Here is a 26061-nt window from a genome sequence, read left to right as displayed (position 1 = left end):
TGGGAGAGGGAAAGGGTGAGGGACAGGCCCGCCCCACGGTGTCCCGCTACTGCGCCCGCTTGAGCGCCGCGCGCTCGGCTGCACCGCCACCGCCCGCCGCCTCGCGCACGGCGAGCACCCGCCCCGTCCCGGGCAGCGCGCGGGTGTGGAAGCCGAAGTCCTCGGGCTCGGCGAGGAACGCCCGGAAGTCCGGGTCCTGGGCGAGCTGCGGTGCGTGGACGAGCTGCGGCTCGAGCACGGCGAGGCGCACGTGGCGCCGCTCGAGGAAGGCCTCGAAGGACTCGCCCGGAAGGCGCTGGGTGGGAGACACGCGCACGGCGCCGCGGCCGAGGTACACGTCGTAGCCGCCCTGCGCCTCCAGCACGCCGAGCGGCCCCGCCTGCGGGGAGAGCCCCTCGGCCGTCTCTCGCAGCGCGGCGACCACCTGCCGCTGCACGGGCTGCGAGGAGGGCACGAGCGGCCCCAGCAGCGGCGCCGCAGGGATCAGCGCGACCGCGAGCGCACCTGCGAGCGCGCCCGCCCCCCGCGGCTCCTCGCGGCCCATCCCCGCCGCGGCCGCCGCAAGCCCGAGCACGCACAGCGGCAGCAGCACCCCTTGCAGGACGAGGTAGTGCTCGCGCGGGTGCAGCAGCACCGAGGAGAGCGCGCTGGGCAGCAGCACGGCGGCGAGGACCAGCGCGAGCGGCACGACGCCGTGCCCGCCGCTCATGCGCTCGAGGACACCGGGCCGCCGCAGCGCCTGCACCCCGAGCGCGAGCAGCCCGAGCGCCATGCCCGCGAGCAGCAGCGCATGCGCACGGCGCGCGGGGCTCGGGGGCGCGGGGACGAGGAGGCTCGCGTGGGAGGCGCCGCGCAGCATCAGCTCGAGCGAGGCGCCGGGGTAGGCCTGCAGGTTGTCGCGCAGGTGGACCCAGAAGGCATGGGGGTTCGCGCGCGCGGCCTCGCGCACGCTGTGCACCTCGCCGAAGCTGCGCTGCATCACGGCGTCGCACTGGCCCCAGGGCTCGAGGTCGAGGTGCGAGCGCTGCACCTCGCCGAGGGCGTAGTGCTGGCAGAAGGCGTAGAGGCGCCGGCCGGTGCGGTCCGCGGCGGGGTTGCCGAGCACCGCGAGCAGCGCGAGCGCGAGCGCCCCGTAGCTCAGGCCGAGGCGCACGAGCGGCCCTCGTGCCTCGCCCCGGCGCGCGCGCACGAGCAGGCGGGCGAGGAGCAGCAGGGAGAGGAGCACGAAGGAGAGGAAGAGCTCGGGGCGCGCGTAGCAGGCGAGCAGCAGCGAGAGGCCGAGCGCGGCGCACGCGCCCTCGAGGCTGCGGCCGGGCGCGAGCGCGACCCAGAGCCCCCCGAGCACCACCGCGAGCGCGAGGAGGCTGGGGCGCGGCGCCACGTGGGGCGCGCCACTCGCGAGGAAGAGCAGCGCGCCCAGCAGGGCAAGGGCGCGCGGGATGCGCGCGCGCCGGGCGCAGAGGAAGAGGCCCAGGGTGGGCAGGGTGACGAGCAGTCGGTAGGCGAGGTCGTGCAGTGCGACGGGGTCGGGGGTGAGCTGCGCGAGCGCGAGGTAGAGGAGCGAGTGCAGCGGGCCCCACTCGGGAGCGGGCAGGCCGCGCTGGGGGAGGGCGAGCCCGCGGCGCAGGTAGTCGGCCTCATCCCAGAGCGTGAGGTCGCGCGCGGCCTCGAGGGACCCGAGCGCGCGCAGGCACACGAGCGCGAGCGCGAGCAGGAGCGCGGCATCGAGGAGCAGCCCGAGCTGCCGAGCGCGCGGGGTGGGGGAGGACGACGTCACCTGGCGCGGGGTAGCACCTCCGCCTCACACGGGCATGGACCCGTGGGCCAGGGTTGCCCACCGCTGAACTGTGCCCGCGCTCTCTCAAAGACTGGGACGCAGTGAGCGAATCCGTCCCCTCTCCCTCGGGGAGAGGGTCGGGGTGAGGGATAGAAGTCCGTCACGGTCCGCCTGAGCCGCGTTAAGTCGCGATGCACGCGCCCCGCGACGTGCACCGCGAGGCGTGTGGCGGACCGGCGTTACCAGGAGTACCAGTACGCTTGGAGCGCACCATCCCTGCCCAGCTTCCACCACGTGGCCTCGTCACCGAACGCCCAGCGCACGGAGCCGCGTACGGTGATGTCACGAATGACGCCGCCCCGGTGAGCCAGGAAGCGCACCCGAGCGGTGTCTCCTTGCTGATGACCATCCGCGTAGACGCACCACTGCACCTCACCGCGAGACGTGCGGAGCAGCACGGTCGCTGACTCTCCGGTTGCGGAAGCGTCGTAGCTCTCGAGCTGCCTGTCGCCGCCGAGCGGATAGAGCTGATCAGGCGTGCGGCCCAACTGCGCGCAGTCCGAGCGCGCTCGCCCTCGAAACGGCCCGTCGTCGAGCCAGGGATTCCACATGCGCCAGTAGAGGAGCAACGCAGGAGCGCTGACCAGCAGTGCCACGACAACGAGAGGCCGGAGCCAGCGAGGAGTGCGGCGGTCGCGCATCGCACGACTCTAAGTCATCGGCTCTGCACGGCGAGCGCTCCGGCGCCGCGCTGCGAGGGCATTCCGAAAGCCTGGCCCACACCACCCGTGGGGAGCGCTACTCCCCCCGCAGCGCGAGCAGTGGCGACACGCTCGCGGCCTTTCGCGCGGGCACGTAGCTCGCCACGGCGGCCGCCCCCGCGAGCAGCAGCGACACGCCGAGGAAGGTCCCGGGGTCCGTGGGGCTCACGCCGTACAGCCACCCCGAGAGCAGGTGGGTGAGCAGCAGCGCCGCGACGATGCCGAGCGCGAGGCCCGCCGCCGTCCTGCGCAGCGCCTGCAGCAGCACGAGCCGCAGCACGTCCGAGGCCTGCGCCCCGAGCGCCGTGCGCACGCCGATCTCGTGCGTCCGCTGCGCCACCGTGTACGCCATCACGCTCGCGAGCCCGAGCAGCGTGAGCAGCAGCGCCACGCCCGCGAAGGTCCCCAGGAGCACGGTGACGAAGCGCTGCGGCACCAGCGTGCGCTCGATCGCCGCGTCCACGGTGCGCACCGCTCCGAGCGGAAGCCCCGCATCCAGCGCCTGCACCTCGCGCCGCACGCCGCCCGCCAATGCGAGCGGCTCACCCTCCGTGCGCACCAGCAGGGTGAGCGAGCTCAGGGGGAACTGCCGCAAGGGCACGTACACCTCGGGCCGTGGCGGCGCGCCCAGCGCCTGGTGGTGCACGTCGCGCACCACGCCGACGATCTGCTTCGGCCCATCCCCGCCCCAGCCCAGCACCACCCGCTGTCCCAGCGGCGAGCGGTCCGCGAGGAACCTGCGCACGAAGGCCTCGTTCACCACGGCCACCGCGGGCCCCTCCCGGTCGTCCTGCGCACCGAAGTCCCGCCCCGCCACCTGCCCCACGCCCAGGGTGCGGAAGTAGTCCAGCCCCACGAAGCGCAGCTGCGCCTCCTGCCGTACGCCCTTCGCCGCGCCTTCGAGCTCCACGCTGGTGCCGTTGTCCTGGCCGCTCAGGGGCAGCGCCTCGGCGACGCTCACCCCCGTCACGCCCGGCAGCGCGCGCACGCGCCCCTGCAACTGCTCCCAGAACGCGCTCACCTGCTCCGACTTCATCGGGTAGCGCGACGCCGGCAGGTCCAGCGTCACGCTGAGCAGCCCGTGCGGGCGGAAGCCCGGATCCACGCGCATCAGGCGCACCGTGCTGTTGACCAGCAGCCCCGCGCCCACCAGCAGCACCAGCGCGAGCGCCGTCTGCGCCACCACCAGCGCCCCGCGCAGCCGCTGCCCGCGCGAGCCCTCGGTGGCGCTGCGCCCCGCGTCCTGCAGCGCCTCGTGCAGGCCGGTGCGCGCGCTGCCCAGCGCGGGCACCAGCCCCGCGACCAGCGCCGTCACCAGCGACATCCCGAGCGCGAACGCGAGCACCGGCCCGCTCAGCCGCACCTCGCCCAGGCGCGGCACGTCCGGAGGCGCGAAGGCGAGCAGCGCGTCCACGCCCCACGCGGCCATCAGCACGCCCAGCGCCCCGCCGATGAGGCACAGCAGCAGGCTCTCGCACAGCAGCAGCTGCGCCACGCGCGCGCGCCCCGCCCCCAGCGCGAGCCGCACCGCCACCTCGCGTCGGCGCACGGTGGCGCGCGCGAGCAGCAGGTTCGCCACGTTCACGCACCCGATGAGCAGCACCAGCCCCACCGCGCCGAAGAGCAGCAGCAGCACCGGGCGCACGGGGCGCACCAGCCGCTCGAGCGCGGGCGTGACGCGCACCTGCGTGTAGCTGCCTGCGTCCGGATGCTCCTTCGCGAGGCGCTCGGCGAGCCCGTCCATCGCCCCTTGCGCCTGCGCCGCCGTGACCCCGGGCCGCAGCCGCGCGAGCGCCGCCTCGTAGCGCATGTAGCCGCGGCTGGTGGGGATGGTGCCGCCGTAGAGGCGGGGCTCCGCGTCCACCGCCACGCTCACCCACAGCTCCGCGGGCTCACCGCGCAGGGGGAAGGCGAAGCCCTCGGGCATCACCCCCACCACGGTGAAGGCCTCGTCGTCCAGGCGCAGCACGCGCCCGAGCGCCGCGGGGCTCTCCCGGTACAGCCGCTTCCACAGCGCGTGGCTGAGCACCACGGGGCGCACCGCGCTGCCGCCGAGCCGGTCCTCCTCGGGGCGCAGCGTGCGGCCGAGCAGGGGCGGGGTGCCGAGCACGCGGAACAGGTCCGCGCTCACCACCGCGCCCGCCACCCGCTGCGCCTCGCCCGCCCCCTCCAGCGCGAAGCTCGCGCCGCCGTAGGCCGCCACCCCCTCGAAGAGCCCGGAGCTGCCCGCACGCCAGTCGAGCAGGTTCGGATAGGAGACGCCCCCGGGCTCGCCGGGCTTGGCCTGCTGCAGCTCCACGAGCCGCTCGGGCTCGGGGAAGGGCAGGGGCTGCAGCAGCACCGCATGGACGACGGAGAAGAGGCTCACGTTCGCGCCCAGCCCCAGCGCGAGCACGAGCGCGGCGACGAGGGTGAAGCCGGGGGTGCGGCGCAGGCCGCGGGCGGCGTAGCGCAGGTCCTGCAGGAGGGTGTTCATGGCCGAGCCCCGCTTTCTGCCCCTTCGCCACTGGAAGAATCGTGCCGCACGCATCCTGCCCGCACACGCCTGCCCGGTGGGTACGGACGCCGCCCGCTTGTGGGATGTGTCGTCCCACGAGCGGGCGCAGCCAGGCAGCCGGGCAGGGCGCGCGCGCAGGGGCCGCCGGGCCCCGGCCGCCGTGCTACAGGGGCAGCCTCTTGCAGGAGCCCGGGGGAGGGACGCGTGGCGCGCACCGAGTCGGCACAGGCGCTGGTGGACAAGCTGGAGCTGCCCTTCAACGCGCTGGGGCAGGACCCCTACGGCATCTCGCGCGACGCCCTGGTGCGCGGGCTGCAGCTGCTGGGCTTCTTCTACCAGCACTACTTCGACGTGCACTGCCACGGCCTCGAGCACGTGCCGGCGCGCGGGCGCGGGATGCTGGTGGGCAACCACTCGGGCGGCTACGCCGTGGACGGGGCGATGGTGCTCGTCTCGCTGATGCTGGAGAAGGAGCCGCCGCGGCTCGCGCAGGGGATGGCGGAGCGCTTCCTCGTGCGCCTGCCCTTCTTCAGCCAGTGGACGGCGCGCACGGGCCAGTTCACCGGCCTGCCGGAGAACGCGGAGCGGCTCTTACGAGACGAGCGCCTCCTGCTCGTCTTCCCCGAGGGCGCGCGCGGCACGGCGAAGCTGTTCAGCGAGCGCGACAGCCTGGTGGACTTCGGCACCGGCTTCATGCGCCTCGCGCTCAAGACGAAGAGCCCCATCCTGCCCTTCGGCTTCCTGGGCGGCGGGGAGGCAATTCCCACCATCGCGAACCTCTACCGGCTGGGGCGGCTCTTCGGGGTGCCCTACATCCCGGTGACGCCGTACGTGGTCCCGCTGCCCCTGCCGGTGCGCCTGGACATCGTGTACGGCGAGCCGATGCTCTTCGAGGGCACGGGGAGCGAGGAGGACGAGGTGGTGCTCGCGTACGTGGAGCGCGTGAAGCGGCGCATCAAAGAGCTCATGCATCAAGGCCTGGTGCAGCAGGGCAAGGAGGCACGGGGGCCATGAGGGTGCTGGTGGCAGGGGTCGCGGGCACGGTGGCGCAGCGGCTCGCGGTGCGGCTGCTCGGCGAGGGGCACGAGGTGGTGGGCCTGGACGCGCGCGAGGTGCGCGGGGTGCCCAAGGACCTCGAGGTCGTGCGCGCGGACCTGCGCAAGCGCGCCGCGGAGGACGTGTTCCGCAAGCTGCGCCCGCACGCCGTGGTGCACATGGCCACGGTGACCAGCCTCGCGGTGAGCAGCGAGGAGCGCAACCGCATCAACCTGGGCGGCACGCAGGCGGTGTTCGAGTACTGCAAGCGCCACGGCGTGAAGCAGTGCCTCTTCGTGGGCCGGCACACCTACTACGGGGCCGCGAGCGACGCGCCGCTCTACCACACCGAGGACGAGCCGCCGCGCGCGCTGGACGCCTTCCCCGAGCTCGCGGACCTGGTGGCCGCGGACCTCTACGCGGCCACCGCGCTGTGGCGCATGCCGGAGCTGAACACGGCGGTGCTGCGGCTCTGCTACACGCTGGGCACGCCGGGCGCGGGCACGCTGAGCCAGTTCATCGCGGGGCGCACGGTGCCGCTGGTGCTCGGCTACGACCCGCTCTTCCAGGTGCTGCACGAGGAGGACGCGGTGGAGGCGCTCGCGCTCGCGCTCACCAAGCGCCTGCGCGGCATCTTCAACGTGGCGGGGCCGCAGCCCCTGCCGCTCAGCCGCGTGGTGCACGAGACGGGGCGCACGCCCTTGCCCCTGCCCGAGCCCCTCCTGCGCCTGCTGGTGGGGCGCGCGGGCTTCCCGCGGCTGCCGGCCGGCGCGCTCGAGCACCTGAAGTTCCCGGTCGTCATCGACGCGCGCGCCTTCCGCGAGGCCACCGGCTTCACCCCGCGCTACGACGAGGTGCAGACCCTGCACCGCTTCCGCGACGTCTCGGCGGTGCGCTGAAGGGCGTGCTAGAAGAGAGGGTTGCATGAGCACCTCCTCCCCGCCGCTCACCGACACCTCCATCACCCAGGGCAGCGTGGTCGAGGGCATGTTCGTCCGCGCACTTCAGCCCACCGGCGCCTTCGCGGACGAGCTGCGAAAGGTGGGCGTGGACGTAAAGCGCCTGGAGCCCACCTACTCCACGCAGGTGTGGCAGGCGGCGCTCGCGGTGGCGCGGCGGCACGTGGCGCCCGGCCTCTCCGAGGCGGCGGGCTACCAGCTGCTGGGCCAGAAGTTCATCGGCGGCTTCTTCGACACGCTGGTGGGCAGGCTCGTGGCGGTGGGGCTGCCGCTGGTGGGGCCGGATCGCACCCTGCAGCGCCTCGCGCGCACCTGGGCCGCGGCGCAGCCCACCCTCAAGGTGGAGACGGTGCAGGAGGCGGCGCAGCACTGGCGCATCACGCTGCGCGAGCCGGGCATCATCGCGGACTTCTGCGCGGGCATCTTCCAGGGCGGCCTCGGGCGCACCGGGGTGAAGCCCCAGGTGGTGGTGAGCGAGAAGAGCCCGGAGCACTGCGTGATCCAGGTGCGCTGGTAGCGCACACGCCGGCCCTGCCTGGTCGTACGAGGTGCGGGCGCGCGTGGAGGGGAGGGCTCGCCAGGAGCCGGGCGCACTGGTACAGGGCGCCGCATGAGTACGTCGGATCCCAAAGCCTTCATCCAGGGCAGCGCCGTGGAGGGCCTCTACGTCCGGGCCCTCAAGCCCACGGGCGCCTTCGAGGAGGAGCTGCGCCAGGTGGGCGTGGACGTGAAGCGCCTCGAGGCCACCTACCCGCTGCCCGTCTGGTACGCCGCGATGCGGGTGGCGCTGCGGCACGTGGCGCCGCACCTGCCGGAGGAGCAGGGCTACCGGCTGCTCGGCGATCGCTTCATCGCGGGCTTCTTCGACACGCTCGTGGGCAAGCTGGTGGCGGTGGGCGTGCCGCTGCTGGGGCCGGACAAGACGCTGGAGCGGCTCGCGCGCACGTGGAGCGCGGCGCAGCCCACGCTGCGGGCCGAGACGCGCAAGGTGGGTGACGGGCTGTGGCAGGTGACGCTGCAGCAGGCCGGGGTGCTGCCGGACTTCTGCTCGGGCATCCTCGAGGCCGGGCTCTCGCGCGCGAACGTGAAGCCGCAGGCCACGGTGCTCGAGCGCAGCTACGACCACTGCGTCATCCAGGTGCGCTGGTAGCGCTTCAGCGCGCGGGCACGGCGGGCGGCGAGCCCACGCCGAGGCGGGCGCGCGCGCGGGCCGCGGCGGCGGGGTTGCCGTCCTTCTCCAGCAGGTCGCAGGACCAGCGGTAGGCCTCCTCGACCGAGCCGAAGATCTGCGACGGGCAGCCGATGGGCTGGATGAAGAGCACCGCGCGCACGATGACCCGCAGCAGCGGGTTGTCGATGACGAAGGCGACGCCGAGGTTCATCTGGCGCACCGCCTCGGCGTTCTTCTTCTGCCACTCCGCCTGCCACTGCCGCTGCTCGTAGGTGAGGTTCTTGCCCGCGCGCAGGTCGTAGAAGATGACGCGCTTCTCGGGGCGCGGCACGAGCGCGTCCAGCTTGCGCAGGTACTCGCGGAACTGCTCGTCGTCGATCTGCCCGTGCAGCTCGATGATGACGAGCGGGTAGAGCTCCTCGTTGACGACGACGCGGGAGGCGGTGCTGGCGGTGCTCACGGCGGCTCTCCCTTCCGGCGGGGTGGGGCACGGGGACGGTGCTGTGTCTGGCGTGCAGTCATAACGCGGCGCACCGCGCGCTGCCAGGCGGCCCGGAAACCGGGGCAGAGCTGACCCGCTCGGGGCGCGCAGGGACGAGGTCTGCGCATCGCTCCGGGAGGACGAGGGATGGGCCGGTGTCCGTCGCCTCCGCCCAGCGCGAGGGGGCGTCCGCCTGCGCGGCGCTCCAGGGAGGCTCGGGTGTGGACCCAGTTCCGACAGGAGCCGCGCGACGTCTCGAGGTCTGCGCTCCGGTCGCCGAAAAAGCACGCGCGTGCGGGTTCAGCGGGCGCAGGTCGGTGCGCTGCTAACGACAAACCTCGGGACTTTCGAAAACTCCCGAGGTTTGTCTTTAGCTCCGCACAGCACTCGGCCCGACACCCCTCTCCTCACTCGCGCCTCCCCGGAGCGATGCGCAGGGCAACGCCCGGGCGCGCTCGGCAGAAGCGACAGGAGCCCGTCCCGTCCCGGCTTGCCATCGAGCCTGCCGCGCGCTTGGCATCCCCGCCCGGTTCACGAGCGCCCCGGGGAGCGCGGCAGGAGGCCGAGCGAGCGCCCTCCTCCCGCCTGTGCGGTAGCAACCGGGCGCCGCCTCTTTCCCCATGTGGGCAGTGCGGGCCTGCGTTAGCAGAGTGCGGCGATGAGCCTGCGCGTCCCTTTCCCTGGTGTCTCCGCGACCCCCCCGAGCTCCCGGCAGCGGCTGGTGGAGCAGCTGGTGAGGGCGCGGCAGCGGCCCTGCTTTCCGCCGGAGGTGCGCACCCTGAGCGAGCGGCTCGCGGCGCGCGCGCTCGGGCTGCTCTTCCCGCACTACGCGGAGCACCCGGACTGCAGCGCCGCGGGCGTGGAGGGCGAGCTCGCGGAGCTGCAGGGGCTGCTGCGCCAGCTGCAGGGGCTGCTCGCCGCGCACGTGGCGGGCGGGGAGGGCGTGCGCGACCCGTCGCTGCCCGAGCGCTTCGAGGAGGTGCTCGGGACGCTCTACCCGCTGCTGCAGGAGGACGCGGACGCGCTCTACCGCGGCGACCCCGCGGCGCGCAGCGTGGACGAGGTCATCCTCACCTACCCGGGCTTCTACGCGGTGGCCATCTACCGGCTCGCGCACGCGCTGCACGCGCTCGCGCTGCCGCTGGTGCCGCGGCTGCTCACCGAGATGGCGCACCGGCGCACCGGCGTGGACATCCACCCGGGCGCGCGCATCGGCCCGCGCTTCGTCATCGACCACGGCACGGGCGTGGTCATCGGGGAGACCTGCGTCATCGGCGCCGGGGTGAAGCTGTACCAGGGCGTCACGCTGGGCGCGCTCACGGTGGACAAGGCGCTGGCGGACCAGAAGCGCCACCCCACCCTGGAGGACCGGGTGGTGGTGTACGCGAACGCCACCATCCTCGGCGGGGCGACGGTCATCGGGCACGACAGCGTCATCGGCGGCAACGCGTGGATCACCGCGAGCGTGCCGCCCTACTCGCTGGTGAGCCGCAAGAGCGAGGTGCGGGTGCGCGCCTCCGACGGCCAGACCATGGATATCGAGTTCCACATCTAGAAAGGCGGAAGCGCGCATGAAGGCACAGAGCGTCCTGGACACCATCGGCAACACCCCGCACGTGCGCGTGCGGCGGCTCTTCGCGCACCGCGACGTGGAGGTGTGGGTGAAGAGCGAGCGGATGAACCCCGGTGGCAGCATCAAGGACCGCATCGCGCTGTCCATGATCGAGGCGGCCGAGCGCGAGGGGAAGCTGACGAAGGACAGCACCATCATCGAGCCCACCAGCGGCAACACGGGCATCGGGCTCGCGATGGTGGCGGCGGTGAAGGGCTACCCGCTCGTCCTCGTCATGCCGGACTCGATGAGCATCGAGCGGCGGCGGCTGATGGCGGCGTACGGGGCGAAGTTCGAGCTCACCCCGCGCGCGCAGGGCATGAAGGGCGCCATCGCGCGGGCGCAGGAGCTGGTGGCGAGCACGAAGGGCGCGTGGATGCCGCAGCAGTTCGAGAACCCGGCGAACATCGAGGTGCACGTGCGCACCACGGCGCAGGAGATCCTCAAGGACTTCCCCGAGGGGCTCGACTACCTCATCACCGGCGTGGGCACCGGCGGCCACATCACCGCGTGCGCCGAGGTGCTCAAGGCGCGCTTCCCGAAGCTGAAGGTGTTCGCGGTGGAGCCGGTGAAGAGCCCGGTCATCAGCGGCGGGGCGCCGGGGCCGCACCCCATCCAGGGCATCGGCGCGGGCTTCATCCCGAAGAACCTGCACACGCAGGCGCTGGACGGGACCATCCAGGTGGCCGAGGAGCAGGCCTACGAGTTCACGCGGCGCTCGGCGCGCGAGGAGGGGATGTTCGTGGGCATCTCCTCGGGCGCGAGCCTCGCGGCGGTGAGCCAGAAGCTGCCGGAGATCGCCGACGGCAGCCGCGTGCTCACCTTCAGCTACGACACGGGCGAGCGCTACCTCTCCATCGAGAACCTGTTCTAGAGCTCCGCGCTCAGCAGGGGCAGGGCCTCCTGGAACGCGGCCTCCAGCTGGCCCATCAGCGCCTCGGCGCCCCCGAGCCCCTGCGTGTGCAGGTGATGCTCGAGGGCGAGGGCGCGCAGGCGCATGCGGGTGATGCCCAGCGCGCCGCAGCTGCCGTTGAAGCTGTGGGCCTCGCGCTCGAGCTCCGGGACGTTGCCGGCGCCGAGCAGGGTGCGCATGCGCGCGAAGCGCTCGGGGGTGCGGGCGAGGAACTCGGCGACGAGCTCGGCGACGAGGCGGTCGTCGCCCTCCTCGAGCGCGTGGAGGCGGGCGATGACGCCCGCGTCGAGGATGGGTTCGGCGCTGAGGTCGGGCTCGCTCATGGGCCGCCATCATGGCCGCTCGGGGGCGGGGCGCCAGTCCCGAGGCGGGTGCGAGGGCGCCCTACCGGCCGGGAAGCGGGCGAGGAGGCGGTGACTCCCGCGCGCCGTGCGGAGGACACAGAGTCCCCGAGTCCTCCCTCTCCCCCTGGGAGAGGGTCGGGGTGAGGGTGCCGGGCTCCCGGCCGTGTCCCCGTGCCGAGGAGCGCCCACGCCGATGCCCCAGCCCCTGGCCTTCGCCATCTCCCCGCTGGAGCGCGCCGTGGCGGTGGGCGCCGTGACGTCCACCTCGGCGCGGCTGTGGTTTCGAGCACCGAGCTCCGGCCCCTACACGCTGCTGCTGCGGCGCGAGGGCGGACGCGCGCAGCGGCTCGCGCTGCCCTGCGCCCCACGCCCCGGCGCCGACGGCACCTGCGCCTTCACGCTCCCCGGGGACGTCCCCGGCGCGCCCGCGCTGCGGCCCGACACGCCCTACAGCTTCGAGCTGGGGTCCGCCGGCGAGCGGCTCGGAGAGGGCCGCTTCCACACGGCTCCGGACGCGCACCCTCCCGAGCGCCTCGCGTTCGGGCTGGTGAGCTGCCACCAGCCCTTCGACCCACACGGCCGCGTGCGGGAGGACGCGCGCGCGGTGCTGCGTGCGGCGCAGGAGGCCTACGCGCGCGCCGGCGTGCGCTTCGTGCTGTGGACGGGAGACCAGCTCTACGCGGACCAGCCCGAGCGGCTCTCGCTCTATGCCCCCGCCTACTTCGCCCCGCGCGCCCCGGCGGGCCGCGCGCGGCTGCAGGCGTGCACGGCGGCCGAGGTGCGCAGGCTCTACCAGGCGCGCTACCGCGAGTTCTGGGCGCTGCCGGAGCTGCAGGCGCTGCAGGCGCAGTTCCCCGGCTACCCGATGCTGGACGACCACGACGTGGTGAACAACTGGGGCTCGGACCCGGCACACGCGGGGCCCGGGTGGCGCAGCGTGCGGCAGGGGGCGCTCGCGGCGTACCGCGACTACCAGGGCTCGCGCGTGGGGAGCGCGCGCGCCTCGGGCTCGCTGCACTACGCCTTCGACTGGGGCCCGGTGGGGCTCTTCGTGCTGGACCTGCGCACGGGGCGCCGCGTGGAGCGCGAGGGAGAGGAGGGCGGAGGCCGCGTGCTCGCGCCCAGGCAGCTCTCCGCGCTCGCGCGCTGGCTCGCCGCGCGCGCCTCCGCCCCCGCGCTCTTCGTGGTCGCAGGCGTCCCTCCCGTGTTCCTGCCGCGCTGGGCCGCCACGCTCATCGGCCGCGTGGCGCGCACCAAGCCCAACGAGGGCGCGGACCGCTGGAGCCACCGGCACTTCGTGCGCGAGCGCGACGCGCTGCTGCGCCTGCTGCATGCGCACCAGCGCGCCCACCCGCGCCAGCGGCTCGTGCTCCTGAGCGGCGACGTGCACGTCGGCTCGGCGCTCGCGCTGCGCTGGCCGGACGCGCCGCCCAGCTACCAGCTCACCTCCAGCGCGCTGACCAACGCGCCGCGCGAGCTGCTCGGCCCGCTGGTGGCGCGCAGTGCGCCGCACGTGCACCGGCTGCTGCGCGTGGACGGCGGAGCGCGGCCCGTGCGGGTGCGGGTGGATCCCCTGCCGGGCGCGGCCGCGCGCGGGCGCAACCCCTACGGCGGGCTCAACTTCGGCCTGGTGGAGGTGGACCTGCGCGAGCCGGCGCAGGCCCGGGTGAGCCTGAGGCTGCTCGCGGCCGGGCGCGGAGGCGCTCCGCGCGCGGTGTTCGAGAGCGGCCCGCTGTAACGGCTAGGCCGCGAGCGCGACGAGCTCGGTGAGCGCGCCCACCACCTGGCCGCGGGGCAGCGCCGCCACGGCCGCCTGCTCGAAGCGCGGGGTGTTGGGGCGGGTGATGAGGCGCACGGTGGCGCCGAGCGCCGCGGGCAGGGCGAGGTCGAGCTCGAAGATGTCGCCGCACACCAGGGTCTGCTCGGGGCCCACGCCGCACTCGGCCCAGATGCTGCGCAGCACCTCGAGGTAGCGCGGGCGGTGCAGGAACACGGGGCGGTCGAGCCCGGCCACGCGCACCTCGGCGGGCACGGAGGCGGGGCCCGCCCAGGCCTCCTGCGGCTCGCACAGCACGTACTTCTTCGCGTCCCCGCGCACGTCCAGGTGGCGTGCGGCGCCGCGCAGGTTCTCGGCGATCTTCTGGCGCACGTCCTCGGTGCCGGAGTTGGTCACCACGAAGAGGCGCGCGCCGGTGGCGGCGAGCGCCTCGATGGCCGCGCCCGCCTCCGGGCGGAAGTGCGGGAGCACCGCGCGCCGGCCGAGCCGGAAGAGGTAGTCGAGCACCGCGAGCCGCTCACGCGGGGCCTGGAACATGCCGCGCGCATCCAGCAGCCGCTCGCTGATGGCGCGCGACTTCACGTAGGGGTCCGCGTACGCGGGGGCCACGATGCGGCCCGCGGCGTCCGTCCAGCCGTAGCGCGCGGGCTCGGCGTCCATCTGCGTGTCGAGCGCCTCCCACTCCTGGAGGAAGGCGGCGCTGGCGCTCGCGTCGTGCGCGCCCAGGAGCCACCCGAGGTGCTCGCGGTACAGCGGCGTGTAGCTCTGCGCCTCCGCGTCCACGTGCGTGAAGGTGCCGTCGAAGTCCAGGACGATGCAGCGTGCGGCCATGCGTGGGGTGCCCTCGAAAAAAGCGCGCGGACCCTAGCAGCGCGCCGGCAAGAGGATCAAACCGGGGTAGCCTCCCTGCCCACCTGCACCGCCATGTCCGTGCCCCTGCCCTCCATCGAAGACCTCGAGGCCCGTCCGCTCCTCCCCGAGCAGCTGCCCCTGCTGCAGGCGCTGCTGCAGCGCTGTGACGACTACCACCAGCTCGTCTACGGCCTCCCGGCGCGGCCCGACGAGGCGGACCAGCTGGTGCGCGGGCGGCCCTCCGAGGTGACCGAGGCGCAGAAGCACCTGTGGGGGCTGTTCCGCGCGGACGGCACGCTGGGCGGAGCGATGGATGCGCTGAGCGACTTTCCCGGCCCGGGCGAGTGGTACCTGGGGCTGCTGCTGCTGGAGCCCGAGCTGCGCGGTGGGGGCCGGGGCCGCGCGCTCGCCCAGGCCTTCGAGCTCCACGTGCGCCGCAGCGGCGGGCACCTGCTGCGCCTTGCGGTGGCGGAGCAGAATGCGAAGGCCCTGCGCTTCTGGACGCGCGAGGGCTTCGTGCAGGAGGCGCGCGTGGGGCCGCGGCTGCTCGGCGCGCGCGAGAGCTACCTGCTGCGGCTGAAGAAGCTGCTCGTCGCGCAGGCCTACTAGAACGCGTAGCCGAGTGCGAGCTGCGTGACGGGCTGGAGGGCCCACTGCGTGAAGTGTCCCTGCACCTCCGTCCGCAGATGCACGGTGTGCCCCTGCGGGTCGATGCCGACACTCTCGTTCCAGCCGCTGAGCGCGCGCGCGTAGCCCAGTCGCGCGCCCACCGCGGCCTGTAGGGTGAGGCGGCGGCCGAGCACGACCGAGTACCCGCCCAGTGCACTCGCGCTGAGGTCCAGGGAGGTGCCGGCGGCCCCGGTCCTGTAGTCAGGGTTGAGGTCACTGCTCGAGCCCTCGTGAGACCAGCGCACGCCCACGCCCAACTGGGGGCCGATCCAGAGCCCCTCCAGGGCACGGCCCGTCAGGAACAGGCGTGCGCCCGGCTCGAACGCGAGGATCACGCTTCGGTGGCTCATGTTCCAGCTGCCGCTGGAGTCGCTCGCGGTCTCAAACGGCACGTGCGCCCACAGAGCGCTCACCCCGGTGCGAAGCCCCAGCCGCAGGCTGATCCGTTCGTGCACGGCGCGCTCCGCGGACACGGACACGGACTCCTGGAGCAGCCCGCCCACGTCGATCGCCACCACGTTGCGCCGCGGGGTCTCCGCAGGCGCCTGCTCCTCGGCCATTGCCCCACCTGCCATCAGCACTGCCGCCAGCATCACTCTCTTGTGCATCTGCCCTCCCGTGGGCGCGCGCCGACTCCTCCATCCGGAGGCCCGAACACACGCAGTGATGTCGGGGCCCTTGTGCAATGGCGGCGCCAGGCACTCTTTTCGAGGGAGCCGGGTCTTCCCGGGCGCAGGGCCGCGACACCCTGTCGCGGGCCCTCCGAATCCACAGGACAGAAAGGCAGCGCGAAAAAAAAGCGACGCCCCCATGTCACCTTTTTGCGCCCCGCGAGACCTGGAGAGGAACCCGCAGTTGAGAGGACCTCCGCCATGCTCCTGCCCCTGATGCTCGCCGGCCTGCTCGCCGCCACGCCCGCCGCGCCTCCCGCTGCGCCGCGTCCCTTCGAAGTCCAGGTGCAGGGCAAGGGCCGCCCGGTGCTGCTGGTCCCCGGGCTCTCCTGTCCCGGCCAGGTGTGGGAGGCGACGGCGAAGCGGCTCTCCGCGCAGCACGAGGTGCACGTGGTGAGCCTCGCGGGCTTCGGCGGCGTGCCCGCGTCCGCGAGCCCCTCGCTGCAGGCGGTGCGCGACGGGCTCATCCAGTACGTGAGGGAGAAGGGGCTGAAGCGCCCGGTGCTGGTGGGCCACAGCCTCGGCGGCTTCCTCGGCTTCTGGGTGGCGGAAGAAGCGCCGGACCTGCTCGGGGGCGTGCTCGCGCTGGATGGCGTGCCCTTCATGCCCGCGCTGCAGAACCCGGCGGCCACGGCGGAGGCCATGCAGGCGCCGGCCGCGCAGATGCGTGCGGCCATCTCGGGGATGAGCGCGGAGGCCTACGCCGAGCGCACGCGCGCCTCGCTCGCGCAGATGGTGACCGACCCGCAGGCGGCGAAGCAGCTGGGGGACTGGAGCGCGAAGAGCGACCCGAAGACGGTGGCCGAGGCCATGGCCACGATGCTCACCACGGACCTGCGCCCGGGGCTCGCGAAGGTGAAGGTGCCGGTGCTGCTGGTGGGCTCCTCCAACCCGATGCTCCCCGCGGACGCGACGCTCGCGCTCTACAGCGCGCAGGTGAAGGCGGCGCCGCAGGCCCGCACGGTGCTGGCCGAGGGCTCGCGGCACTTCGTGATGTACGATCGCCCGGACTTCTTCTACGCCCAGCTCGACGCGTTCCTGAAGAAGGCGGAGCACTAGCCCCATGACCACGCTCGCGCTTGCAGCAGACCCGGACGTGCTCGCCGCCGCGGGAGGAGACCGCGGCGCGTATGGCCGGTTGGTGGGCCGCTACCAGGGGCTCGTGTGCGCGCTGTGCCTCACGCTGGTGCGCGACGTGGCGGCGAGCGAGGACCTGGCGCAGGACGTGTTCCTCGCGGCGTGGCGGGGGCTGCCGCGGCTGCGCAGCCCGGACTCCTTCCTGCCCTGGCTGAAGCAGCTCACGCGGCACCGGGCGCGCACCTACGTGAGCACCCGCACGCGCGCGCCGCAGTTGCTCGAGGACGAGGCCACGCGCGAGGCGCTGGTGGCCTCGCTCGCGGACCCGAAGCCGCACCCGGGCGAGGCGGCGCTGCAGGCGGAGGAGCGGCGGCTGCTGCTCGAGGTGCTCGACACGCTGCCGGAGGAGGCGCGCGAGCTGGTGACGCTGTTCTACCGCGAGGGGCGCAGCGTGGCGCAGGTGGCGGCGCTGCTGGAGCTGAGCGAGGAGGCGGTGCGCCAGCGCCTCAGCCGGGCGCGGGCGCGGCTGCGCGCGGGGCTGCTCGAGCGCTTCGGTGAGCTGCTGGGCCGCACGGCGCCGGACGCGCGCTTCAGCGCGGGGGTGCTCGCGGCGCTGCCCATCGCGGGGCCCGGGGGCGGGGTCGCGGCGGGCCTCGGGCTCAAGGCAGCCGGCGCGAAGCTGAGCGGCGCGGCGCTGGGCGGCGCGCTGCTGGGGCTCGCGGGCGGGCTCGCCGGCGTGTTCTTCGGGCGCAGGCAGGCGCTGAATGCGGCGCGCGACGAGGGAGAGCGCCGCGGGGTGCGCCGCCTCTCCGCGTTCGGAGCTGCGCTGTGCACGGCCTTCGTGCTGCTCACGATGCTGGCGGTGCACCTGCACTGGCCGCGCCTGGCGCTCGCGGCGGTGTACGCGGGCTTCCTCGGGCTGATGGGCTGGACCTACGGCGTGGCCTTCCCGCGGCTCGTCGCCCCGCGGCTGGAGGCCGAGCTGCGCGAGGACCCGGAGGGCGCCCCCGCGCGCCACGCGCGAGCGCGCCTGTGCAGCCGCTGGGGGCTGTGGGGCGGCATGGCCCTCGCGACGATGGCGATGGCGTGGTCGCTGTGGCACTACCCCTACTGACCATTCAGAGGGAGCCACGGTGATCGACCACATCGGACTGAAGACGCGCGACTTCGAGCGGGCGAAGGCCTTCTACGCGGCGGCGCTCGCGCCGCTCGGCTACACGCTGCTGCGCGACATCGACGTGCCGGGCTACCGGGGCGCGGGCTTCGGGGCGGACCGGAAGCCGGACTTCTGGATCGGCCAGGCCGAGACGACCACGCCGGTGCACCTGGCGATCGCCGCGCAGACGCGCGCGCAGGTGGACGCGTTCCACCGCGCGGCGCTCGCGGCCGGGGCGAAGGACAACGGCGCGCCCGGCCCGCGGCCCATGTACCACCCGGGCTACTACGGGGCCTTCGTCATCGACCCGGACGGGCACAACCTGGAAGCGGTCTGCCACAAGCCGGAGTAAGTGGGACGGCGAGCCATGTCGCCGCCCCTGCTCCTCTTCGACTTCCCGCCCGAGCGGCTCGCCTTCGCGCACCCCGAGCGGGTGCTGGTGGCCGAGCGGCTCGAGGACGTGCGCGGGGTGCTGCGCGAGGTGGAGCGCGCGGCGGCCGCGGGGCTCTGGGCCGCAGGCTACGTGTCCTACGAGGCGGCGCCCGCCTTCGACCCGGCGCTGCAGGTGCGCGAGGGCCACGTGCTGCCGCTCGCCTGGTTCGGGCTCTTCCGCGCGCCCGTGCCGGCGCCGGCGCCCGCAGGGCCCTCGCAGTTCGGCGCGTGGGAGCCCAGCGTCACGCGCGAGGCGTACCGCGCGGGCATCGACGCCATCCGCGAGGCGATCGCCGCGGGCGAGACCTACCAGCTCAACTACACGCTGCGGCTGCGCGCGCGGCTCACGGGGGACCCGCTCGCGGCCTACGAGGCGCTGCGGGCGGCGCAGCGCGCGCGCTACTGCGCGTACCTGGACCTGGGGGCACACCGGCTGGTGTCCGCGAGCCCGGAGCTGTTCTTCGAGCGCAGCGGGGAGCGGCTCGTCACGAGGCCGATGAAGGGCACGCTGCCGCGCGGGCGCTGGGCGGAGGAGGACGACGCGCGGGCCGCGTGGCTGCAGGCCTCGGAGAAGAACCGGGCCGAGAACGTGATGATCGTGGACCTGCTGCGCAACGACCTGGGCCGCGTGGCGCAGGTGGGCAGCGTGCAGGCGACGCGGCTCTTCGAGGTGGAGCGCTACCCCACGGTATTGCAGCTCACGAGCACGGTGGAGGCGCGCGCGCGGCCGGGCACTACGCTGGAGCAGGTGTTCGGGGCGCTCTTTCCCTGCGGGTCCATCACGGGCGCGCCGAAGGTGAGCACGATGCGGCTCATCTCGCGGCTCGAGGGGCGGCCGCGCGAGGTGTACTGCGGCGCCATCGGGCTGGTGCGGCCGGGAGGGGACGCGACCTTCAGCGTGGCGATCCGCACGCTGTGGCAGGACGCGGCGAGCGGGTGGGCGGAGTACGGGACGGGCGGCGGCATCACCTGGGACAGCACCGCGGCGGACGAGCACGCGGAGGCGCTGGCGAAGGCGCGGGTGCTGAGCGAGCGCTGGCCCGCGTTCGAGCTGCTGGAGACGCTCGCGCTGAGGAACGGCGAGTACGTGCTGCGCGAGCGCCACGTGGAGCGGGTCCTCGCGAGCGCCCGCTACTTCGGCATCCCGCTCACGAGGGAGCAGGTGGAGTCCGCACTGTTCCCTCTCCCCCTCGGAGAGGGAAAGGGTGAGGGATTACCGAAGCGCGTGCGCCTCCTCGTCTCGCAGCAGGGCGAGGTTCGCACCGAAGCCACGCCGCTCACCGAGCTCCCCCCGGGCCCGCTCCCCATCGCGCTCGCGCGCGCACCGGTGAGCCGCCACGACCGCTTCCTCTTCCACAAGACGACGCACCGCGAGGTCTACACACGCCACAAGGCCGAGCACCCCGAGGCCTTCGACGTGCTGCTCTGGAACGAGGAGGGCGAGCTGACGGAGCTGACCACGGGCAACCTCGTGCTGGAGCTGCCAGACGGCCGCAAGCTCACGCCGCCGCGAGACTGCGGCCTGCTCGCGGGCACGCTGCGCGAGGAGCTCCTCTCCCGCGGCGAAATCGAAGAGCAGGTCCTCACCCGCGAGGACCTCGGACGCGCCCAGCGCCTGTGGTTCATCAATGGCGTGCGCGGCTGGGTGGAGGTCTCGCTGCGCTAGCGCTGGCAGAAGAACTGGGTCGCGATCACGCGCCCGCCACGGATCCACGCGGTGCAGCGGGCTGCGCTCTCCCGGGGCTCGTCGGTGCACCTCCCTGCGTACACGCCACCCAGCAGGACGGGCTCGGCTTGGTACGCCGGAAGACTGCAATCCACGTTGCAGTGCTGGCACTGGTCCGGCTTGTAGCCGCAGCCCCTGCAACAGCTCAGCTCGTTCGCGGGCCCCCGCACGGCAGAGCCATGCCCTGTCAGTCCCGAGCTCAAAGGCAGCTCGCCTGCGGGCGTTCCCAGCTCGAGGTCGTTGCAGGCCTCCTCGGGAGAGCTGCACCCCGCGAGTCCCAGCAGCCACACCGACAGCCCCAGACCCACGAACCCCCTGCGCACCGCCCGCTGCTTCCTCACGTGATGCCCCCTCGGCTTCCCGGCCCCGGGCACGGTCTAGCAGAAGCCGCGAGCCCTGATCACCCCGCTATCCGTACACGGGCACGAGGAACACGGCGCGGTAGTCCACGCCGGGGCGGGCCGCGCGGCACTCGAGCTCCCAGTAGCGCGGCGCCTCCGCGCTGAGGCAGGTGGCGAGCTCGGCGGCGTCCGACGGGAGCGGGAGCGCGAAGGAAAGGGGCCGTCCCTCGGCGAGCGCCGCGGCCTCCACCGTTTGGGACTGCGTGTGCAGCGCGTAGTGCACCACGGCGTGCTGGCGCTTGTTCCCCGAGCGCTGCACCTCGGCGCGCTCCTCCACGCAGCGCAGCGTGAGCTCCACGCTCTGCACGCCGGAGAGGGGGCGCGCGGGCCGCAGCGTGGCCTCGAGCGACTCGCCCAGCATGCAGGGCACGCGCTCGAGCGAGAGCCGGCTCGTCCCGAGCCGCAGGTAGCGCAGCAGCAGGTAGACCGCCTTGCCGACGAGGGCGAGCAGGAAGAGGTCGAAGAGGAGCGCGGCGGCGAGCATGACGCCCGCGCCCTTCTGCGTGAGGCCGATCCAGTGGAAGGGGATCATGAAGAGGCCGAACACGGCCGGCACGAGCCAGGCCTGTGCGAGCTCCGCGCTGCCGTCGTCCTTCAGCTCGGACGACCAGGTGCGCTCCCAGCGCCAGGGCTGGTCCGGGTACTCACCGCGCAGCCGCTGCGCCCGCTGCCCGAGGGCGTAGCGCCGGGCCGCCTGCAGCCCGAACGCCGCGCCGCAGAACACCAGGAGCGCGCCGAACGCGAGCAGGATGCCGCGCGGGGCGTTGGGCGGGAGCCCACCCCGCAGGCGTCCCAGTGCGGTCGCGAGCAGGAACCCTCCCACGCCCTCGCAGATCACGAAGAGGAGGAGCGCGACCCCCGGGATCGTGGGAGTGCCGTAGCGCGTGCGGCGCCCCTGCAGGCGCAGCACGGCGCGCGGCGCGGCGAGGGGCTCGGGACGCAGGAGGGGGCGGGGCATGCGCCGCAGTCTACGCGGAGGCGAGCCCCGCACCCTCACCCCCCATCGGGAGCGGAGGCTACTTCGCCTCCTGCTCGAACATCAGCCGCCGCACGATGGGCACGGGCGGGTAGCCGTAGCTCACCACCTGGTCGTGGAAGCGCTGCAGGGTGAAGTCCTTGCCCCACCTGGCCTTCGCCTCCTCGCGCAGGTCCATGAGCATGTGCTTGCCCAGGGCGTAGACGAGGTAGGTCGGGTCCGAGGTGCCGCGCTTCGCCTCGCGCTCGGCGTTCACGCGCTCCATGTACGCCTCCTTCTCGAAGAAGGAGACGGCCTGCTCGTAGGTCATGCCGCGCGTGTGCAGCTGCAGCCCCACCATGTAGCGCGCGAGCCGCTGCAGGTAGAGCGCGAGCTGGTTGAGGCGCAGCTTGTCCGCGACCGGGCCCGTGCCGCCGTAGCCCTCGTCGAGCATCATCTGCTCGGTGTACAGGCCCCAACCCTCGCTGAAGGCGCCCGAGCCCATCAGCTTGCGCACCTTGGACTGCACCTTGTTCGTCCAGAGGAACTGCACGTAGTGGCCGGGGTACACCTCGTGGATGGAGATGATGGGCAGCGCGTAGCGGTTGTAGAAGCTCATGTGCTGCTCGGTCTGCTCGGCCGTCCACGTGGGGTCCGGGGGCGTCACGTAGTAGTAGGCCTCGGTGGCGCGCTTCTCGAAGGGGCCGGGGATGCTCATGCTCGCGAAGGAGAGCGCGCGGCTGAACACGGGCGTCTCGGCCACCTGCGCGCGCACCTCGCTGGGCACGCCGATGATGTGCCTGTCGAGGAGGAACTGGCGGATCTGCTCGAGCGTCGCGGTGGTCTCGGGCAGCAGCTGCGCGGGCGCGGGGTGGTCCTTGCCGAGGTTGCGGTAGACGAGCATCGGCATCGCCTTGCCGTTGATGCGCGCGGCCGTCTCGCGGAACTGCTGCTGCGTGCGCGCGAGCTCCTCGCGCCCCCAGGTGAGCAGCGCGTCGATGCTCTCGGTGACGCCCTCCTCGTACTGCAGCTTCTGGCGGTACACGTCCTCGCCGATGGCGAAGTCGCCGCGGCTGCGCGGCAGCAGGTCCTCCTTGAGGAAGCGCAGGTAGGCGTCGATGGCGGCGAGGCACTTCTGCTGCTCCGCCTTGAACTGCTCCTGCAGCGCCGGGTCCTGCACCGAGGCGAAGGCCTGGGGCAGCGTCTTCTCGTAGAGGCTACGGGTGCCCTGGCCCTGGGAGAGGGCGATCTCGGTCCACAGCTGCGGCGGGTTCTGCAGCGTGGTCCGGGCCGCGGCGAACACCTCGGGCACGCGGCGCATGCGGGCCACGGCGGAGCGCATGCGCTCGGGCAGCGGGGCGAAGTCGCGGTTGATGAGCTGGAACACCGCGCCCGAGGCGAAGGAGGAGTAGGTGCTGGGGTTGCGCTCCCAGCTGCGCACCTGCTCGAGGTCCAGGATGCGCGCGCGCAGCGTGTTCTCGAGGATGTCGTAGTCGGCCGCATCCAGCGCGGAGAGCTCGCTGCGCTTCACCTGCTGCGGGAGCTCGGCGAGGGTGCGTTTGAGCAGCCCGAGAAAGTCCGCGCGCTCGGCGGAGGTGAAGCCGCGCAGCTCCGCATCGTAGGTGTGCACTCCGGCGCTCGTGGCCTGCAGCGGGAAGCGGCGGAAGTACTCCTCGAGGTAGCGGTCCACGAAGGTGCTCAGGGCCTCTGACGCGGACGGTGCCGGAGCCGGTGCGGCGGCGGCCGGAGGCTGCGCGGCGGACTCCGCCTTCGGGTGGGAGGCAGTGCAGCCGGCGGCGAGGGCGAGCAGCGCGGCGGCGAGAGCAGCGGGGCGGGGCATGAGACCTCCCATGAGACCTCCGGAGATGGGAGGCGAGCCTCGCGCAGGTGCCCCGCGCGGACAACCGCGCACTCGTGCGAACGTGCGCTGCCATGGACGAACTGCTGCGCCACCTGACGCCGGACCTCTTCCTCTCGCTGCCGGGCTTCCGGCTGCTCGCGCTGTGCACGCTGCTGCTGGTGCTCAAGATGCACGCGGTGGGCATCTGGACGGGCGTGGTGCGCAGCCGCCGCGGGCTGCGCACCAACCCCGAGGATGCGCAGAAGTACGGTGGCCAGGCGGCGAGCGCCGAGCACCCGGACGTGGAGCGCGGCCTGCGCGCGCACCGCAACGACGTGGAGAACATCCCGCCCTTCCTGCTGCTCGCCTTCGCGGCGGTGCTCGCGGGCGCGGCGCCGGACGCCGTGCGGGTGTGCGTGGTGGCCTTCACCGCCGCGCGCTTCGTGCACTCGCTCGCGTACCTCCGCTCGGTGCAGCCCTGGCGCTCGCTGTCCTGGGGGGTGGGGCTGCTCGCCACGCTGGTGCTCTGTGGGCTGTTGGTGGCGCGCCTGCTGGCCTGAGCACTTTTCTGCGTCACCTTTTTCCGGGCCGCGAGACCTGGAGGGGCATCCCCGCTGGATGCCCCTCATCCGGAGTGACGCCATGGTCCGCTTCAGCCCCCTCACCGCCCTCCCGCTCGCCCTCCTCCTCTGCGTCGGCGCCCTCTCGAGCGCCGCGCTCGGCACCGTGAGCAGGCCGCTCGGCTGGGTGGCGGGGCTGGGCTTCGGGTCCGCGGGGGCGCTCGTGGGCCTCGGGCTCGCGCTGAGCGGCCTGGTGCGCCAGCGCGTGCTGCGGCGCTGAGCTCAGCGGCAGGAGCGCCCCGCTCGGGAGGCGCCCCGCATGCCCTGCCGCCGACACGCGCGGCGGCGGGCGGAGCCGCTCAGGTACCGGTGGCGCGCGCGCCGGGCTCCTCGGCCGGAGCGACCGCGGTCTCGAAGGAGCGCACGAAGGGACCGCCGTTCTCCTCGAGCACCAGCACCTGGCCGGGCGCGCGCGGAGAGACCGCGGCGAGCACGTGCTGCACACCATCGAGCGACACGAGGACAGGGGGCTGCTTGAGCGTCTCGGTGTGCTTGCGCGCGGGCGCGCCGTCCGCGCCGGGAAGCACCACGGTGACGCGGAAGACGTTCTTCTGCTTCGTGATCTTCTCGAGAGGCACGTACTGCTCCTCGCCGTCGCGCGCGCACAGGCCCACCATCGCGTGGCGGCGGCGCTCGTTGGAGAAGATGGCCTTCGCGCCGCCCAGGACGACCATGGGCAGCAGGAGGAAGATGAGCGAGGCGAGCCAGCGCGGCAGCTCCACCTGCCACGCGAGCACGAAGCGCTCGGGGCGGCGCGGGTCCACGCGCACCTCCGGGGTGACGTCGGTGTTCACGCCCGCGAAGAGGCGCTGGAACTCCACGTGGCCGGTGCGCTGCTCGCCCTGGGCGTCCTCGTACGTCACGTCCAGCTTGAAGTCGTGGAACACGGGGATGCCGAGCGGCCCCGAGGTGCGCACGTCGCCCGAGTAGTCGAGCACCTGGCCCGCCTCGCCGTGGCGCCACACGCGGCTGTCGTTCCACACGTCGCGCGTCTGGGTCGAGGCGAACCAGACCATCAGGCCGCCGAAGGCGACCATGAAGGCGAAGAGCAGGTACGCGCCGATGCGCTCACGGCGGCGGCGCTTCGTGTCGATCTGCCAGGGGGAGGGACCGAGGAGGGTGCCGTCGGAGGAGGTCATGGGCGAGGCAGCCTAGCGGCCTCGCAGCAGCTACCGGAAGGCCCCCAGGACCACGCGGGAGCGCCCGTCCATGGGTAGGTCTACCTCCTCCACGAGCGCGAAGCCCCGCTCGCGCGCGAGCTCGGCGAGGTGGCGGCGCCACGGGTTGTAGGGCATCGAGTTGTCCGAGCAGCAGGGCACCACGGCGAAGGGCAGCTGGTGCTTCGCCGCGTACTCGATGATGACGCGCGTGGCGCCGTCCGGGTGCATGCCCACCACGAGGTCCGCCTCGCAGGGCTCCTCGAGGGTGAAGATGCGCTCGGCGTAGCGCACCGGCAGGCGCTTGTGGCGCAGGTCGAAGGTGGTGACGGTGCGGCCCAGCCGGGTGAGGGCCTCGTTGAGCTTTCCCTGTCCTCCGGCCACGTCGAAGACGCGCAGCGCCTGGGGGAAGCGCTCCACGAGGAGCTGCGCGAAGAGGTCGAAGCGGCGCTTGTCGGCCATGGCGCGTGCTGCTCTAGCAGAGCGGGGCGCCGCGCGGGGAGCGGCGGCGCTGCAGCGGCCTGCCTGCCTGCCCCGCTACTTCTTCGCGGGTGCGGGGGCCGGCGCGGGCTGCTCGGGCAGGGGCGGGGCCTTGGGGAAGGCGAGGTAGCCCTTCTCGGTGAACCAGGCGAGGACCTCGACCTTGAGGCGGCCGGCCTTGACCATGGGGTCCTGCTCGGCGAGCTGGCGCGCCTCGTCCTTCGTCGCCGTGCGGTAGATGCAGGCGCCGCGCATGCGCACGTCGTCCTGCTCGTCGAAGGGGCCCGCGAGCACCATCTTGCCGCTCTGCCCCATGCGAACCAGGTGGGCGATGTGCGCGGCCTGCAGCTTCTCGAGCGCTTCGGGCGCGAGCTGCGGCGCATCCGGCGGGCGCACGAGGAGCACGAGGTAGTGCTTGTCGAACTCGAACTTCTTGGGGGCTTCGGGCTTCGCGGCGGGAGTCGCAGCGGGCGCCGCGGAGAGGGCGAGCAGCAGCAGGGCAGCGGTGAGGTTCATGGTGCCTTCCACCCTACGGCTGGGAACTGACACCGCGCCAATTTCCCCTCTCCCTCTGGCTCGTGTTTCGCCCTTTTGGGCGGCGCGAGGGGGGGAGGAAAGTAAGAGCCGCGCGGCGCGCAGTCTCCCGTAGGGTTGGGGTGTCTAGACCTAACTCTGCGAGCGAGAAAGGAGGCGCCGCG

At 73.5% G+C, this 26061-nt stretch carries 26 protein-coding genes; 14 read left to right on the top strand and 12 right to left on the bottom strand.

Annotation, left to right across the window (positions count from 1 at the left end):
- Positions 1-46 precede the first annotated feature (46 nt).
- The 3 genes from FGE12_RS22645 to FGE12_RS22635 form a co-directional block, all read right to left on the bottom strand.
- Entirely contained in the window at positions 47-1777 is a 1731-nt protein-coding gene (locus FGE12_RS22645) for a hypothetical protein (RefSeq protein WP_153868660.1), read from the bottom strand.
- A gap of 239 nt (positions 1778-2016) precedes the next feature.
- A complete protein-coding gene (locus tag FGE12_RS22640; RefSeq protein ID WP_153868659.1) occupies positions 2017-2478 on the bottom strand; it encodes a hypothetical protein in 462 nt (153 codons plus the stop codon).
- A 97-nt stretch (positions 2479-2575) separates the two neighbouring features.
- Positions 2576-5014, bottom strand: coding sequence for an ABC transporter permease (locus tag FGE12_RS22635; RefSeq protein WP_194798172.1), 2439 nt, complete (start codon positions 5012-5014; stop codon positions 2576-2578).
- Between the two features lie 225 nt (positions 5015-5239).
- Here FGE12_RS22635 and FGE12_RS22630 point away from each other — a divergent pair, with 225 nt between their 5' ends.
- The 4 genes from FGE12_RS22630 (at position 5240) to FGE12_RS22615 (ending at position 8179) form a co-directional block, all read left to right on the top strand.
- On the top strand, positions 5240-6049 hold the full coding sequence (locus FGE12_RS22630; protein WP_194798171.1) for a 1-acyl-sn-glycerol-3-phosphate acyltransferase: 810 nt from the start codon (positions 5240-5242) through the stop codon (positions 6047-6049).
- Entirely contained in the window at positions 6046-6969 is a 924-nt protein-coding gene (locus FGE12_RS22625) for an NAD-dependent epimerase/dehydratase family protein (RefSeq protein WP_153868657.1), read from the top strand. The genes FGE12_RS22630 and FGE12_RS22625 overlap by 4 nt, the downstream gene beginning before the upstream one ends.
- 25 nt (positions 6970-6994) lie before the next feature.
- Positions 6995-7546 (top strand): DUF2378 family protein, encoded by a 552-nt coding sequence (locus FGE12_RS22620; RefSeq protein WP_153868656.1) that lies wholly within the window; start codon positions 6995-6997, stop codon positions 7544-7546.
- A 93-nt stretch (positions 7547-7639) separates the two neighbouring features.
- The gene (locus tag FGE12_RS22615; protein WP_153868655.1) at positions 7640-8179 is read left to right on the top strand and encodes a DUF2378 family protein; all 540 of its coding nucleotides are present in this window, start codon (positions 7640-7642) and stop codon (positions 8177-8179) included.
- 4 nt (positions 8180-8183) lie between these two features.
- Here the strand turns inward: FGE12_RS22615 and FGE12_RS22610 are convergent, their stop codons facing one another.
- Entirely contained in the window at positions 8184-8660 is a 477-nt protein-coding gene (locus FGE12_RS22610; RefSeq protein WP_153868654.1) for an STAS/SEC14 domain-containing protein, read from the bottom strand.
- Between the two features lie 754 nt (positions 8661-9414).
- Here FGE12_RS22610 and epsC point away from each other — a divergent pair.
- Complete coding sequence (epsC, locus tag FGE12_RS22605; protein ID WP_370459114.1) at positions 9415-10236, top strand: serine O-acetyltransferase EpsC; 822 nt, start codon at positions 9415-9417, stop codon at positions 10234-10236.
- A 16-nt stretch (positions 10237-10252) separates the two neighbouring features.
- Positions 10253-11167: a cysteine synthase A gene (cysK, locus tag FGE12_RS22600; RefSeq protein WP_153868652.1), complete on the top strand. Its 915-nt coding sequence runs from the start codon at positions 10253-10255 to the stop codon at positions 11165-11167.
- Here the strand turns inward: cysK and FGE12_RS22595 are convergent.
- On the bottom strand, positions 11164-11529 hold the full coding sequence (locus FGE12_RS22595) for an Hpt domain-containing protein (protein ID WP_153868651.1): 366 nt from the start codon (positions 11527-11529) through the stop codon (positions 11164-11166). The genes cysK and FGE12_RS22595 overlap by 4 nt on opposite strands.
- Positions 11530-11743: 214 nt before the next feature.
- Here FGE12_RS22595 and FGE12_RS22590 point away from each other — a divergent pair, with 214 nt between their 5' ends.
- The gene (locus tag FGE12_RS22590; protein ID WP_153868650.1) at positions 11744-13288 is read left to right on the top strand and encodes an alkaline phosphatase D family protein; all 1545 of its coding nucleotides are present in this window, start codon (positions 11744-11746) and stop codon (positions 13286-13288) included.
- Positions 13289-13291: 3 nt separating this feature from the next.
- Here the strand turns inward: FGE12_RS22590 and FGE12_RS22585 are convergent, their stop codons facing one another.
- Positions 13292-14158, bottom strand: coding sequence for an HAD family hydrolase (locus FGE12_RS22585; protein WP_153868649.1), 867 nt, complete (start codon positions 14156-14158; stop codon positions 13292-13294).
- Positions 14159-14251: 93 nt separating this feature from the next.
- Here FGE12_RS22585 and FGE12_RS22580 point away from each other — a divergent pair, with 93 nt between their 5' ends.
- Positions 14252-14788 carry an N-acetyltransferase gene (locus tag FGE12_RS22580; protein ID WP_153868648.1) on the top strand — a complete coding sequence of 179 codons (537 nt, stop codon included), beginning with the start codon at positions 14252-14254 and terminating at the stop codon, positions 14786-14788.
- On the opposite strand, the gene FGE12_RS22575 is transcribed toward FGE12_RS22580, so the two are convergent.
- Entirely contained in the window at positions 14785-15456 is a 672-nt protein-coding gene (locus FGE12_RS22575; RefSeq protein ID WP_153868647.1) for a hypothetical protein, read from the bottom strand. The two genes, FGE12_RS22580 and FGE12_RS22575, sit on opposite strands and share 4 nt — an antisense overlap.
- Positions 15457-15720: 264 nt before the next feature.
- Between FGE12_RS22575 and FGE12_RS22570 the strand changes: the two genes are divergently transcribed.
- Genes FGE12_RS22570 through pabB form a run of 4 tightly spaced genes read left to right on the top strand, consistent with a single transcriptional unit; the run spans position 15721 to position 19850 of the window.
- On the top strand, positions 15721-16578 hold the full coding sequence (locus FGE12_RS22570; protein ID WP_153868646.1) for an alpha/beta fold hydrolase: 858 nt from the start codon (positions 15721-15723) through the stop codon (positions 16576-16578).
- Between the two features lie 4 nt (positions 16579-16582).
- Positions 16583-17710, top strand: a complete 1128-nt coding sequence (locus FGE12_RS22565) for an RNA polymerase sigma factor (protein WP_153868645.1) — start codon at positions 16583-16585, stop codon at positions 17708-17710.
- A 19-nt stretch (positions 17711-17729) separates the two neighbouring features.
- Complete coding sequence (locus FGE12_RS22560; protein ID WP_194798170.1) at positions 17730-18104, top strand: VOC family protein; 375 nt, start codon at positions 17730-17732, stop codon at positions 18102-18104.
- Positions 18105-18119: 15 nt separating this feature from the next.
- Positions 18120-19850 (top strand): aminodeoxychorismate synthase component I, encoded by a 1731-nt coding sequence (gene pabB, locus FGE12_RS22555; RefSeq protein WP_153868644.1) that lies wholly within the window; start codon positions 18120-18122, stop codon positions 19848-19850.
- 468 nt (positions 19851-20318) lie between these two features.
- On the opposite strand, the gene FGE12_RS22550 is transcribed toward pabB, so the two are convergent.
- Together FGE12_RS22550 and FGE12_RS22545 are read right to left on the bottom strand one after the other, a co-directional pair.
- Positions 20319-21269: a hypothetical protein gene (locus FGE12_RS22550; RefSeq protein WP_153868643.1), complete on the bottom strand. Its 951-nt coding sequence runs from the start codon at positions 21267-21269 to the stop codon at positions 20319-20321.
- A 58-nt stretch (positions 21270-21327) separates the two neighbouring features.
- The gene (locus FGE12_RS22545; protein ID WP_153868642.1) at positions 21328-23106 is read right to left on the bottom strand and encodes a DUF885 domain-containing protein; all 1779 of its coding nucleotides are present in this window, start codon (positions 23104-23106) and stop codon (positions 21328-21330) included.
- A gap of 92 nt (positions 23107-23198) precedes the next feature.
- Between FGE12_RS22545 and FGE12_RS22540 the strand changes: the two genes are divergently transcribed.
- The gene (locus tag FGE12_RS22540) at positions 23199-23666 is read left to right on the top strand and encodes an MAPEG family protein (RefSeq protein WP_153868641.1); all 468 of its coding nucleotides are present in this window, start codon (positions 23199-23201) and stop codon (positions 23664-23666) included.
- 82 nt (positions 23667-23748) lie between these two features.
- Positions 23749-23946: a hypothetical protein gene (locus tag FGE12_RS22535; protein ID WP_153868640.1), complete on the top strand. Its 198-nt coding sequence runs from the start codon at positions 23749-23751 to the stop codon at positions 23944-23946.
- Between the two features lie 79 nt (positions 23947-24025).
- Here FGE12_RS22535 and FGE12_RS22530 read toward each other — a convergent pair whose 3' ends face one another.
- From FGE12_RS22530 to FGE12_RS22520, 3 genes are all read right to left on the bottom strand, one after another.
- A complete protein-coding gene (locus tag FGE12_RS22530) occupies positions 24026-24865 on the bottom strand; it encodes a DUF3592 domain-containing protein (protein WP_153868639.1) in 840 nt (279 codons plus the stop codon).
- 30 nt (positions 24866-24895) lie between these two features.
- On the bottom strand, positions 24896-25345 hold the full coding sequence (locus FGE12_RS22525; protein WP_153868638.1) for a hypothetical protein: 450 nt from the start codon (positions 25343-25345) through the stop codon (positions 24896-24898).
- Positions 25346-25420: 75 nt separating this feature from the next.
- Entirely contained in the window at positions 25421-25879 is a 459-nt protein-coding gene (locus tag FGE12_RS22520) for a YciI family protein (RefSeq protein WP_153868637.1), read from the bottom strand.
- Positions 25880-26061 lie beyond the last annotated feature (182 nt).

It is taken from the genome of Aggregicoccus sp. 17bor-14, assembly GCF_009659535.1.
Taxonomy (GTDB): Bacteria; Myxococcota; Myxococcia; order Myxococcales; family Myxococcaceae; genus Aggregicoccus.
Note: the sequence above shows the minus strand (reverse complement) of the source record. Positions and strands in the feature narration are given on the sequence as shown.

What these genes read in the sequence shown, in the direction of transcription:
- FGE12_RS22640 (WP_153868659.1), bottom strand. Translation starts at nt 2,478, where the DNA reads ATGCGCGACCGCCGCACTCCTCGCTGGCTCCGGCCTCTCGTTGTCGTG.
- FGE12_RS22635 (WP_194798172.1), bottom strand. Translation starts at nt 5,014, where the DNA reads ATGAACACCCTCCTGCAGGACCTGCGCTACGCCGCCCGCGGCCTGCGC.
- FGE12_RS22625 (WP_153868657.1), top strand. Translation starts at nt 6,046, where the DNA reads ATGAGGGTGCTGGTGGCAGGGGTCGCGGGCACGGTGGCGCAGCGGCTC.
- FGE12_RS22620 (WP_153868656.1), top strand. Translation starts at nt 6,995, where the DNA reads ATGAGCACCTCCTCCCCGCCGCTCACCGACACCTCCATCACCCAGGGC.
- FGE12_RS22615 (WP_153868655.1), top strand. Translation starts at nt 7,640, where the DNA reads ATGAGTACGTCGGATCCCAAAGCCTTCATCCAGGGCAGCGCCGTGGAG.
- cysK (WP_153868652.1), top strand. Translation starts at nt 10,253, where the DNA reads ATGAAGGCACAGAGCGTCCTGGACACCATCGGCAACACCCCGCACGTG.
- FGE12_RS22595 (WP_153868651.1), bottom strand. Translation starts at nt 11,529, where the DNA reads ATGAGCGAGCCCGACCTCAGCGCCGAACCCATCCTCGACGCGGGCGTC.
- FGE12_RS22590 (WP_153868650.1), top strand. Translation starts at nt 11,744, where the DNA reads ATGCCCCAGCCCCTGGCCTTCGCCATCTCCCCGCTGGAGCGCGCCGTG.
- FGE12_RS22585 (WP_153868649.1), bottom strand. Translation starts at nt 14,158, where the DNA reads ATGGCCGCACGCTGCATCGTCCTGGACTTCGACGGCACCTTCACGCAC.
- FGE12_RS22580 (WP_153868648.1), top strand. Translation starts at nt 14,252, where the DNA reads ATGTCCGTGCCCCTGCCCTCCATCGAAGACCTCGAGGCCCGTCCGCTC.
- FGE12_RS22575 (WP_153868647.1), bottom strand. Translation starts at nt 15,456, where the DNA reads ATGCACAAGAGAGTGATGCTGGCGGCAGTGCTGATGGCAGGTGGGGCA.
- FGE12_RS22570 (WP_153868646.1), top strand. Translation starts at nt 15,721, where the DNA reads ATGCTCCTGCCCCTGATGCTCGCCGGCCTGCTCGCCGCCACGCCCGCC.
- FGE12_RS22565 (WP_153868645.1), top strand. Translation starts at nt 16,583, where the DNA reads ATGACCACGCTCGCGCTTGCAGCAGACCCGGACGTGCTCGCCGCCGCG.
- pabB (WP_153868644.1), top strand. Translation starts at nt 18,120, where the DNA reads ATGTCGCCGCCCCTGCTCCTCTTCGACTTCCCGCCCGAGCGGCTCGCC.
- FGE12_RS22550 (WP_153868643.1), bottom strand. Translation starts at nt 21,269, where the DNA reads ATGCCCCGCCCCCTCCTGCGTCCCGAGCCCCTCGCCGCGCCGCGCGCC.
- FGE12_RS22545 (WP_153868642.1), bottom strand. Translation starts at nt 23,106, where the DNA reads ATGCCCCGCCCCGCTGCTCTCGCCGCCGCGCTGCTCGCCCTCGCCGCC.
- FGE12_RS22540 (WP_153868641.1), top strand. Translation starts at nt 23,199, where the DNA reads ATGGACGAACTGCTGCGCCACCTGACGCCGGACCTCTTCCTCTCGCTG.
- FGE12_RS22535 (WP_153868640.1), top strand. Translation starts at nt 23,749, where the DNA reads ATGGTCCGCTTCAGCCCCCTCACCGCCCTCCCGCTCGCCCTCCTCCTC.
- FGE12_RS22530 (WP_153868639.1), bottom strand. Translation starts at nt 24,865, where the DNA reads ATGACCTCCTCCGACGGCACCCTCCTCGGTCCCTCCCCCTGGCAGATC.
- FGE12_RS22525 (WP_153868638.1), bottom strand. Translation starts at nt 25,345, where the DNA reads ATGGCCGACAAGCGCCGCTTCGACCTCTTCGCGCAGCTCCTCGTGGAG.
- FGE12_RS22520 (WP_153868637.1), bottom strand. Translation starts at nt 25,879, where the DNA reads ATGAACCTCACCGCTGCCCTGCTGCTGCTCGCCCTCTCCGCGGCGCCC.